This window comes from Providencia sp. JGM181 (assembly GCF_018257375.1).
GTDB classification, from domain to species: domain Bacteria; phylum Pseudomonadota; class Gammaproteobacteria; order Enterobacterales; family Enterobacteriaceae; genus Providencia; species Providencia lanzhouensis.
Genome location: NZ_JAERJY010000138.1, coordinates 1 through 9,796, shown reverse-complemented (window position 1 = coordinate 9,796; position 9,796 = coordinate 1). Strand labels below are relative to the sequence as shown.

General features: G+C 44.9%; 9 protein-coding genes. 1 reads left to right on the top strand and 8 read right to left on the bottom strand.

The genetic code is table 11. The features are described from left to right. Nucleotides 1-35 precede the first annotated feature (35 nt). Nucleotides 36-317: a DinI-like family protein gene (locus JK188_RS14640; RefSeq protein ID WP_036983167.1), complete on the top strand. Its 282-nt coding sequence runs from the start codon at nucleotides 36-38 to the stop codon at nucleotides 315-317. A 40-nt stretch (nucleotides 318-357) separates the two neighbouring features. Here JK188_RS14640 and JK188_RS14635 read toward each other — a convergent pair whose 3' ends face one another. The 8 genes from JK188_RS14635 to JK188_RS14600 all read right to left on the bottom strand — a co-directional run. Then, a complete protein-coding gene (locus JK188_RS14635) occupies nucleotides 358-1,926 on the bottom strand; it encodes a phage tail fiber protein (protein WP_211885846.1) in 1,569 nt (522 codons plus the stop codon). 63 nt (nucleotides 1,927-1,989) lie between these two features. Then, nucleotides 1,990-3,006: a DUF6453 family protein gene (locus JK188_RS14630; RefSeq protein WP_211885848.1), complete on the bottom strand. Its 1,017-nt coding sequence runs from the start codon at nucleotides 3,004-3,006 to the stop codon at nucleotides 1,990-1,992. Beyond that, entirely contained in the window at nucleotides 3,003-6,302 is a 3,300-nt protein-coding gene (gene gpJ, locus JK188_RS14625; RefSeq protein WP_211885850.1) for a TipJ family phage tail tip protein, read from the bottom strand. The genes JK188_RS14630 and gpJ overlap by 4 nt, the downstream gene beginning before the upstream one ends. Nucleotides 6,303-6,358: 56 nt before the next feature. Then, nucleotides 6,359-6,964: a tail assembly protein gene (locus JK188_RS14620; RefSeq protein WP_211885852.1), complete on the bottom strand. Its 606-nt coding sequence runs from the start codon at nucleotides 6,962-6,964 to the stop codon at nucleotides 6,359-6,361. Then, nucleotides 6,961-7,671, bottom strand: a complete 711-nt coding sequence (locus JK188_RS14615; protein ID WP_211885854.1) for a C40 family peptidase — start codon at nucleotides 7,669-7,671, stop codon at nucleotides 6,961-6,963. The genes JK188_RS14620 and JK188_RS14615 overlap by 4 nt, the downstream gene beginning before the upstream one ends. Then, the gene (locus JK188_RS14610; protein ID WP_211885856.1) at nucleotides 7,668-8,411 is read right to left on the bottom strand and encodes a phage minor tail protein L; all 744 of its coding nucleotides are present in this window, start codon (nucleotides 8,409-8,411) and stop codon (nucleotides 7,668-7,670) included. Before JK188_RS14610 ends, JK188_RS14615 begins: the two co-directional genes overlap by 4 nt. After that, nucleotides 8,408-8,743 (bottom strand): phage tail protein, encoded by a 336-nt coding sequence (locus JK188_RS14605; RefSeq protein WP_211885858.1) that lies wholly within the window; start codon nucleotides 8,741-8,743, stop codon nucleotides 8,408-8,410. Before JK188_RS14605 ends, JK188_RS14610 begins: the two co-directional genes overlap by 4 nt. Before the next feature lie 5 nt (nucleotides 8,744-8,748). Beyond that, nucleotides 8,749-9,796 (bottom strand): phage tail tape measure protein (locus JK188_RS14600; RefSeq protein WP_211888660.1); only part of this gene is annotated, 1,048 nt, incomplete at its 5' end.

Below are 9,796 nucleotides of genomic sequence, written 5' to 3'. Positions count from 1 at the left end.
TTTATAGACAGTATTTTATGTAAGGAGGATGTGAGATGGTTACAATTAAAGTTCGCTTCGCTGCAAGTATGAAAGGCAAGTTACCCATGGGGACTTTCGACGCATTGAGAAATGAGATCACAAAAAGATTGAGCTCTAAATACCCCGATTTAAACATCGATATCAACTGGGGATCTCAAGCGAATGTGTCTATTGATGGTCTTGGAAAGAACGAAAAGAAAACCTACATTGAAGAAACGCTGGAAGAAATCTGGAATGATGGAGACTGGATGCCTGAAATGAAAGAAACTGAGGAGGTGGAGTATTTCGATAAATGATCAGATTGCGCCAACTACTCGAGCTGGCGCACCTTAGTTATTACTCTTCTAGTTTGCTTGCTTGTTCTTGCTTAGATTCATCACCTGATCTCTCCGCTTCCTCACGCGCAGTTTCGTCAGCATCTTCTTTAGCTACCCGTTCCGCTTCAATTTTCGCTAATCGCTCTGCTTCAGCTAGCTTCTGATTGTAGATAGAATCACTCGGCATATTCACACGAACATCAATCCAGTGGCCGTTTGGAATATCGCAAGGCTCACCCGGAGTTAACTCAACCATTTCCCCATCAACTTCTTTAAGAAATTCAGGGTAAAGCTTGAATCGCTCATATTGAATATTCTGCGGCAAGTCATGCTTGCGATATGTCGTATAAAGCACGATATCGCCATCCTCATCAGGCTCAACGATACGACCGTCAAATGGATGTGGTTTACCCTTTTCAAGTACATCATAAAGCGCATACACAAGTGGAAGCTGGTTAATGCCGCATGGAATTGTGATACCACCATTAATACCTCCCCAGTTAGCATCAGGGTGTAAACCAAGCACCCCATGCAGTTGATAAATTCCAGTGTGCAGTTTCTTGAGTGTTACACCTTCTGATTCATCGTTGAGTTCGATATGATCTGCGAATACCTTAATAATTGGGGATGCAGCTTTTATATTGCCGTTTGAGTCTTTTGTGGTATTAAGCGAATGTAGTAAGGTGGCATCAGTTTCAATATTATTCATAATGAATTTAGCGCTAATAATATACTTTCCGCTAATAACCGCACCGCCAAGCATAAACCCAATATTGTCGTTATAGTATGAAGAGAAGCCTCGGAATCCTGAAGATAAGTTATCTTTGTTGAAATTAGTGTAGCTAAAAAAACCGGTTATCTTCTTTGTGTCATCATTAACATTAAATGGACTCGCTCCGAACGGGCGACTGCCAACACCAAAATCACCAACAAGCATAGCCGTCCCTGTTTTATTTGGAATGCTAACAATGCCTAGTGTTTTTTCATCTTTATCCCTATTGACGATAGTTGCCATGCTGCCGTCTGTTGCAGGGTTAGTTTGAAACATCACATACGAGCCATCCTGTCTAATTAATCTAAGTGATGTCCAGTCATTTGTACCGCTAACTCTGATGTTAGTGTGTTTGAATGTTGTTGGCCCTGTGACTTCACCGCCTTTTTTATCAAACTTTCCATCTATCAGATTTTTCAGCGCAATAATGCTTTCGAGTCTTACCGTATCCCCAGTCGGCGTTTTGATTTCAACAATGCCGTCCTGCGTCATCCATGTGTCCATGTTGCGCAGGAAATACTGAATATACTGCTGATTCGCAAGCATCTTGCGAACGCCATCGCTCATGCTATCCAGAACGAATGTCGCTATCTGATACTTAGCCGCCGAAGCGGCAACAGGTACAGGATATGTGAGGTTAATCTCGGTATCTGAATTCACAGATAGCACAGTGTTCATGTACACAACGTTATTGATGAGGTAAGAGATTGGACAGCCTTCCGAAATGCCAGCTAAGTTATCTTTCCAGCGCGTTCCGGTACCTTTTATTTTTGTTTGCCCTGCCGTGGTTGTGATTGTGCCTGTTTGATAAATCATATTAACTCCAAAATTTGGACGCAAAAAAACCGCAATTAAGCGGCTTATCGTTGAATTGAGTATTTAGAAGTAGTCGTTGAAGTCTATGGCGTAGCTGCCGGCATACACTATCTTGTTGTACATGTAGTTGGCATACGTGGGGTAATCACCAATGGTCCACATCCTTTTCGCTATAAGCTGTTTCCCTGATACCCTAAATCCAGACATGTAGCAGTTAACAGTATTTCCTTCATTCTCCAGCCATGTATTGGGGCTATCCATCGTGAACATCGGGACATCGAATTTACTGGTGGCAACATTATTGCTCGTGTTAACTATCTGCCCATTGTTATAAAACGGTGTGTACTCTGAGTTGAATACTACCTTGCCCTCTCTGTTCCAAATCGTCAGTCCATCGGAAGGTTGAAGATTTAACCCAGACGCAAATATCACAACATATACCCAGCCAGACTCTAGCGAAATTATCCGGTTATTAGGTCTGTCATAACGTATCGTTTGGCTTGTGTTTTCAGGTCGAATAAATACACAGACCGAGTTACGGTTCGGGATAGAATCCGGAACGCTCCAATAACCACGCCCATTCTTATCCGCTTGTATAAATATTTTTTGCCGAAATACACAATATGAAACCGTGGATTCTTGGGTAATAGCTCTAAAGTTATCAACTGCAGCATCTAGCTGTGAGTTAATAAAAAGCCCATAAGAGTCTTGCGGGGCTTCCTTCAGTACACCGTATAAGAAAAAGTGGGAGTTACCATCACTCCCCGGTAACCAACCTGAATCACCGCCCCACCAGTCATAGTTACAATAGAATGTATCGCCAGACACCCAATAGCTTCCGATACTCACGCCCTGCACCGAACCATAAGCCAGAAAGTGGCATAACGCTGAAGGCACAATAACCACATTGTATTTTGACATTCCTGGTACATTAACAGACTTATTTTTTTGATACGGCTGTGGGCTGAGTGGATGAATAACAACATGCTTTAGGAAGGTTAGCGGATAAGAGTTGTTGGTGATTTCAATGGGCTTACCGCCGTCTTTAGGGTTAATAAACAATCCATAATCATCACTCATACCGGGCGTCTCCCTAGTTTCGTAGCCCATCGTTTGTTTTCATCAAAAATAGTTACTCCTGTACCATCAATTAATAATTGCCCGCCATCACCGACAATTTTAAAATCCCCGCTGATGAGCAGTTTGTTAAACTCAGCATCCCCAGTTTTAGCATCAATATTAAAACCTATCTTACCGGGGACATAGTTTGCTGACGTCATTTTGTCAGTTACAACAACTTCGTTAAGCCATGCCTTGCTAATAAATGCTTCATTCATGAAAACTTGACCGTTTTTCATGTATAAGAAGGGCTCCATTTTTCCATTCACTGGATTATAGAAAGCAAAGTTATTCGCATTGAAACCGATGAATGACTCGATTTTGCCGTTTTTCAGTTCAGCGCTAATCACCATTCCAGCTGCGTTATACTTCTTACCATCAACAACAATCGTGATATTCGTACTATGCATCGCATAGCCTGCACCTTGCTTAAACTCAGCCTGCATCTTGGTATTGATTAACGCCTCTTGCTCATTAAATTTCACCTGTAGTTGAGTTTGGGATTCTGCAAATGCGCTATCTAATTTCGCAACAGCCTTATCTAGCGTAGCAACCTCAGATTTCACGCCGTTAATGGAGGCATTGACCGTCGTGTACTTCTCAGCCCAAGCCAGTTCACTGTCCGCATACACACGCCATAGCTCTTTAATTTGAGCTTGCGACTGTCCATGTTTAACGAATAAATCCTCTTGAAGCTCATAGGTAGCAGCCATGTTGATTAGACATGCTTCATTAAGCCAATCGAGTGTTTTATCAAGTTGCTTACCTGCTTCTGCAGTCATGAAATGCTCATCGAGAGCAGGCATGATAGTATTCACATCAAACTCAGACTCCCCGCGAACAAATGAGGTCCATTCCGACTCATTGCCTGATTTATCCACCAGCCTCGCCCTGAAGTAAAAAGCAATGCCCGCAGCTAAACCGGCTAACTCATGGGAACGCGATGGGTAAGGGACATCTGCAAGCAACATAAGTCCATTGCCATCATTGGTTTTGCTGTACTGAATCTCTGTTTTTAACGTATCTCCGGTGTTATCACCAAATCCCCAATCAAGCTTAATACCGAACACGAGCGGAGATGCTCTAAAATTCACCGGTTTCGGCGGATTACCCACCTTCCCTGTCAGTGTTGTTTCTGGCGCATTCGCCCAAATACTGGAAATTTCAGAAGCGTTAATTGCTCTGACACGCACTTGATATCGTCCAGAATAAATTCCATCAACCTCAAACCCTAGCGAGGACGTTCGAGGCACGTTGATCCAGTTACCGTTATCGCGGCGCCACTGCGCTTCATACGCAATCGCACTTTCTGGCGCTTCCCAACTGACACTCAGCGTAGAAAAAGCAATGCCTTGCTCCACTCTAGAATAAGATGAAATTTTTACGTTTTTCGGGGCAGGCTGAACACTTGGAGGAATAACTGTAATAGGACGCTCATCAATTCGGGCGCCAGAGTCAATGTGTTCATAATTATCAGGATTATGAATGGCGCCACTGATGGTGTAAGTGTTATCGCCGTTGTCGCTGATATTAATTACTCGATATAGCTGGACAGCCAAATCATCAGAATCAACAACCCACACCGCCTCTTTTTGCGGTACCTGCGAGTATTCGACAGAAACCGTAACCACTTTTTTATTTACTGAGGTAACGGTTCGCCCCTCTGATTTTCCATCAGGTAGATTGATGATCAGGCGGTCACCCGCTTTAATTGAAGTTTCCCTGTCGAGGGTAATATTACGCCCCTTCGCGGAAGATATGCGTCCACCGGTATCACGCCCAGCTAAATTTGAATCGGCTACGGCAATAATGTGACCAGGAGAAGGGATCGCCCCCTCAAGCCCTGTAGCAAAAGTGATCATGCGGTCATTCGCATTGGTTAATAATGCCCAGCGGCCACGACGATTTGCTTCGCTTCTGCGCGTACACCCAATGGCGGATAACTCAGTTTTGCGTACACCATAACGACGCTGAAGCTTTAGGTCAGCAACCGCTTCAACATCATCATTACTGTGATTATCTGTATCAGTAAAAGATACCAGTGCTTGTGTATAGCGATTCTGGATACTGCCACCTGAATATGATGGTTTGCCACCAATAATATTGGCGTTGGTAAATGTGCGGAAGATACTGGATGGCATGTCTGCAATCGCATTCACTTTATTATCAGCCCAAAACGTCATACCGCGGAATATCGCCGCAATGTCACGCAGTACGGTATAGGCTGACTCTTGAGACTGGATATACACGTCACACAAAAAGCGCGGCTCTTTCCCATCACCGCCTCGCCCATCCGGTACCAACTCGTCACAATATTGCGCAATCTTATACAAGTCCCACTTTTCAACCTGAGATGACTTGATCCGGTCACCACATCCGTAGCGATTATTCAGCACTAAATCATAAAATACCCACGCTGGATTATTGGTTGCTGCAAGTTTAAAGGTACCATCCCATCCGCCAGAGTAAGTTCTATTCACTGGGTCATAGTTCGTTGGCACTTTAATCAGCAAGCCACCTTTCGGGCGAACGCTAATCTTGGGGATCCGATTATTAAATTGACGGGCATTGAACGTCACAAACAAAAGCACAGTATTGGGATAACGTAGCTTTGCATCAATGACTTCCGTCACAGCTGCTATCGTTACTTTATCAGCAATACGGGCAGTATTCTGATTCTTAGTGAGCCGGCGAACACGCAATTGCCAACCTGTTGTGGCCTTGGGTAAATCGACACGATGGGTGCGCTGGTATTCGCTTGTTGTTTTTCCATCGAATGCAGACTTAACAAGCTCTTTATATCCTGTTCCATCCGTGGATAAATCAATAGCGTAATCAATGCGGTAGCCTGTCGTGTCTCCGTTGTCATGCTGGCGCATTAATTGCGGTACCGAAAAGCGAACACGAATAGCAGATAACTGAGTGTTGTTAATGGTTCTGACGTAAGGCTGATCGTCTTTCAGTTCCATTCCTACAGCAATATCATTATCCACGGAGGGAATGCCTTGAATGTATTCTTGCTGCTCACTGCCAGATCTAAACTCCCACGTCACACCCTCAAAATTTTTGGTGCCGTCTAAGTTACCAATCGGTGTATCGTCGAGGAAAATACGGGTATCATCCAACCCACCGGCTATTTCACCCTCCGAAATCGCTAACAGAATTTTTGCGGTTGATTCGGATAGCAAACTGTCTTTTGATTCGACTGGCGTATGTCCGCCACCACCACCGCCTTTGGCACCGTATATCGTTTCCATATTTCACCCATAAAAAAAGCGGCAATTAAGCCGCTCGTGTTAACGTGTTCGTTTTGCTATTTCTGATCTTCGGTATAAATCCCCGCTGAAATAATCGCGCCGCCAACTTCTCGACGGTCTAGCCCATATAAAAGCGGTACCGGATTACCTTGCGCTGTCGTATTCACGGCGCCACCAAAGGCATAAGAAGGTTTGTTATCCGAATCTTGTCGCACTGACAATCCTTGTGGCTGAGGTGATAGCATTTGTATAACACCACCCAATGCCATGGCAGCACCACCGAGTGCCAATGCGCCACTAGCAAAGCCTCCTGCACCAAATGCAGCCCAGCCCGCAGGACCTAACATCATTGCAGCCCCAATCATGGCCACACCTAAAATAGTCTGAAAGAAGCCACCCCGCTTACTGCCTTTGATTACTGGAGCTATGCGAATTTCTTCACTGGTATCAAGATGCAATTCATCTTCAGTAATATTGCGCTGACCTTTGAAAACAGCAAATTCCAGCCCTCTCAGATGCGCATTGGCAAGGAATTGCTCAAATCCATCATAGAGTACCGATAACGCTTTAATCGCTTCACGCGGAGAATCGATAGCAAGCCGATGTTCTCGACCAAATTTGGTACCCAAAACACCATAGAGCCGTATTGTTTTTAAACTCATGCCAGCTCCTTGCGTCGTACTACCTTGACCGTTCTATCGCGCCAATAGTCGCTGTAAGGAACAATGCGACTTAGCTGCCCGTAAAGATGGTGTAGAAGCATGCCATTCACTATCACACCGGCATGATTAGGAACATCCGCTTGCACTTGCATGATGACCATATCGCCATCTTTTAGCTCACCCGGAAACTCAACAAAACCTTCTTGCTGCCAGTTATCCATATACAAATTTTCGCCACACTCCCACCAATGATGATCAACGCTGTAGTTATGCAGCTCAATCCCGTGTGTTTGTCGGTAATAGTCCATGATAAGTGACCAGCAATCGGCGTGACCTAGCACAAACGGGCGCCCTTCTAGCTCACGTTCTGCGCGAGGCTGAATAATGCGAATATCACCTTCAGGAAAGGAAGCTATCACCCATGGCAATCCCGTCGCATCACACTGTAGCTTATCAACTTCGCTCGGTTGAGAGGTCACCCCATCACCACAATGACTATGCACAATCGCTATAGGATCGCCCCAATCTTCGGCAGCCGCATAGTCTTCTGGGGAAAGTTCAAAGTGTTCAGTGGGATTATCGGAGAGGTTACTGCAAGGGAAGTATTTTTTGACTCGGCTTTTTTGGCAGATAACACCACAAGCCTCTTTGGGATATTCCGCTTTTACATGCTGAAATATCGCCTCCATTAATTTCTTTGTGATCATCGTATTAATCCCGCTGCTGGGAACCCTCCAAAATCCAAAGGCTCATTTTCACCAAAGCGTTTTTTGCAATCGCTAATAAGTCCGCCGCACTTATCTAACGCCGGATCATCAACCAGCTCTCCACGCTCATCGAAATATCTATTGCCCGTATAATTACAGCCTCGCCCGCTTCGATAATCACCTTTCATGCACCAGGAGCAAAGATTATGGATTTGTCGAGCGGGGATCATAATTCCCTGCAAATCAAACGGGCTAGATAACTCGAACTCAACCGCTTCACCTGCCACTTCATTGTTTTTACGATCAATGTAATAAACTTGCGTAAAGCACTCTTCAGGGTTAGCCGTAGAGTTTCCATCAGGAAAATTTTTAGCATCGAGATAATGAGCGAAGGTTTCATAAATAGTGACTTTTGCCAGCGCCATATCATCAAACTGCAAACATAATGATGAAATAACACTATTGACGTTTGAGACTCTAAATTTCGGTCTAGCTTGCGCACCGTCACTGTTTTTGGACATTCCTTCTATTTGATAGGGATGCGCACCATATTCATTGCCTTGCCACCAGATAGAGCGAGGTGCGAGTTCATCACCCGCAGCCTTAAGCTCCTTTTCGGTATAACGTAAGTTATAGGCATGAAAGCGCAGAATAGGACCATCAAACGCACTGGCATCCACTTCAACTAACTGTATTCGACTTCCCGGCTCCAGCATTTGAACGTCTGCAGTTATTTTCATGAGCTAAATGCCTCAATAAATGTCGTCATTAATGAATATTTACCGCCACCCAGCGCACTAGGCTTGTATTGTTCACATCGAAATAGCCCTTGTGGTCGGAGTGGTGGCTTCCAAATAAAAGACTTATACCCACCGTGGCGATCAAAAAAGGCAACAATCTGTTCGATCATTGCCTCTTCACCCACAAACTCAAGTTGCCAACTATCAGAGCGGTTGTTTAACCCATCGCCCGCGGTTTGTGTATATCCATCACCGAACTGGGCTTTTTTGACTCTGAATGTTGTATCACTTTGCGCATTAATACGGGGACACCAAGTGAACGTTTCTACCATACAGTTTACCTTCTTCTGTTAATTAGCTGCCAAAGCGGCGTTCCCTCTCTCGATGCCTGCTCATTGACGGTATTAACAATTTCGTTTTTGAGTTGCTGCTTAGCACCACTCACGTCACCTATTGGCTGCTGCTCTTTAGAGCCATCGCTGATCAGGTTGATATCGCCAACATCGATATTGATAGCATTATTAGATGTGATTGCTGTTGTGCCATTTTGGACATTTTCCAAGCCAAGAACGCGTACACCTAATGAACCATCAGATCCTCGGGTTAAAGGCATGATTGCTTCAGGCCCCGCTTCTCCCATCAAACCAGCACCTTTAGCGAAAGCAAACATAGTTGGCGAGTTAACAATTTGTCCACTGTAAGAGCTTAAGCTAGGTGAATCATAAACGCCCCCTTTCGCATTCGGGACAATGGAGCTCATTAAGCTTCCGAATCCCCCGCCGAAATAACTCCCCGCAGCTTTAATTGATTGAACAAGCGCCATATTAATAAGGACCTTATCAATACTTTTCAGGACGTCGATTGCCCAGCTTTTCCAATCGGCTTTATTGCCAACCAACATGTCGGAAATATTATTCACCATCCCTGACATTGCCGATTGTGTTGCGCTTGCCGCCTGTCCTGCGTAGTTGCTCGCATCATCAACCCAGTTTTCCAAACCAGCTTTAACGCCAGAACGCCAGTCAGCTTCAGCAAGAACGGCTTCCTTGTATTTTTTATTCAGTGCGTCCAAAGCATTTTGCCGAGCTAATAAAGCCTCGGTCCCGCCATCCGTTTTACTGAATACCCGCTCAACTTGCTGGCGCTCCTCTTCGAGACTGCGGCGACGATTGCCCATACCCACGGTACTTCGCGCTAAAGCGGCATCATCGTTATATTTGCGTGTTGCATCCTTCAGTTCTTTCAATGCATCCGTCATTTCACGCTGCTTACGCACGGCCTCATCGGCTTTTTGCGTCCATTCCGCCAACTCAACTGCAGATGATTGAATGGATTTTCGCTGTTCATCCGTCCACTTAGCACCGGTTTCATGCGCAGCGGCATAA

Bases quoted from the DNA above. Each gene is read 5' to 3' on its own strand.
- JK188_RS14640 (WP_036983167.1), top strand. From the start codon at position 36: ATGGTTACAATTAAAGTTCGCTTCGCTGCAAGTATGAAAGGCAAGTTA.
- JK188_RS14610 (WP_211885856.1), bottom strand. From the start codon at position 8,411: ATGAAAATAACTGCAGACGTTCAAATGCTGGAGCCGGGAAGTCGAATA.
- JK188_RS14605 (WP_211885858.1), bottom strand. From the start codon at position 8,743: ATGGTAGAAACGTTCACTTGGTGTCCCCGTATTAATGCGCAAAGTGAT.
- JK188_RS14620 (WP_211885852.1), bottom strand. From the start codon at position 6,964: ATGAGTTTAAAAACAATACGGCTCTATGGTGTTTTGGGTACCAAATTT.
- gpJ (WP_211885850.1), bottom strand. From the start codon at position 6,302: ATGGAAACGATATACGGTGCCAAAGGCGGTGGTGGTGGCGGACATACG.
- JK188_RS14615 (WP_211885854.1), bottom strand. From the start codon at position 7,671: ATGATCACAAAGAAATTAATGGAGGCGATATTTCAGCATGTAAAAGCG.
- JK188_RS14635 (WP_211885846.1), bottom strand. From the start codon at position 1,926: ATGATTTATCAAACAGGCACAATCACAACCACGGCAGGGCAAACAAAA.
- JK188_RS14630 (WP_211885848.1), bottom strand. From the start codon at position 3,006: ATGAGTGATGATTATGGATTGTTTATTAACCCTAAAGACGGCGGTAAG.